A 303-nucleotide genomic window follows, 5' to 3' on the forward strand; every position below is an offset into this window, starting at 1 on the left:
ATTGGAGCGGGTGAAGAGAATCGAACTCTCACAACCAGCTTGGAAGGCTGGGGCTCTACCATTGAGCTACACCCGCATATTAAGGATGTCCTCAAGCTACAATGTAGCTCACGTCTGGCTAATCCTGCTTGTTAATAAATCATACAACTCACGTTGTTCTTGTCGGGCAATTTTCACTTCGTGTGACTTACAACAACCCTCCTAACAACTTGCGTTGTTCTCGTCGGGCAATTTTCACTTCGTGAAAATTGTAATTGGTGGAGGGAGAAGGATTCGAACCTTCGAAATCGCTGATAACGGATT

1 tRNA gene is annotated in these 303 nt (G+C 45.2%); it reads right to left on the minus strand.

Annotation, left to right across the window (positions count from 1 at the left end):
- Positions 1–2: 2 nt before the first annotated feature.
- Positions 3–76, minus strand: a tRNA-Gly gene (locus QE109_RS17660).
- Positions 77–303: the final 227 nt, after the last annotated feature.

The organism is Fusibacter bizertensis (assembly GCF_029914245.1).
Taxonomy (GTDB): Bacteria; Bacillota; Clostridia; order Peptostreptococcales; family Acidaminobacteraceae; genus Fusibacter_C; species Fusibacter_C bizertensis.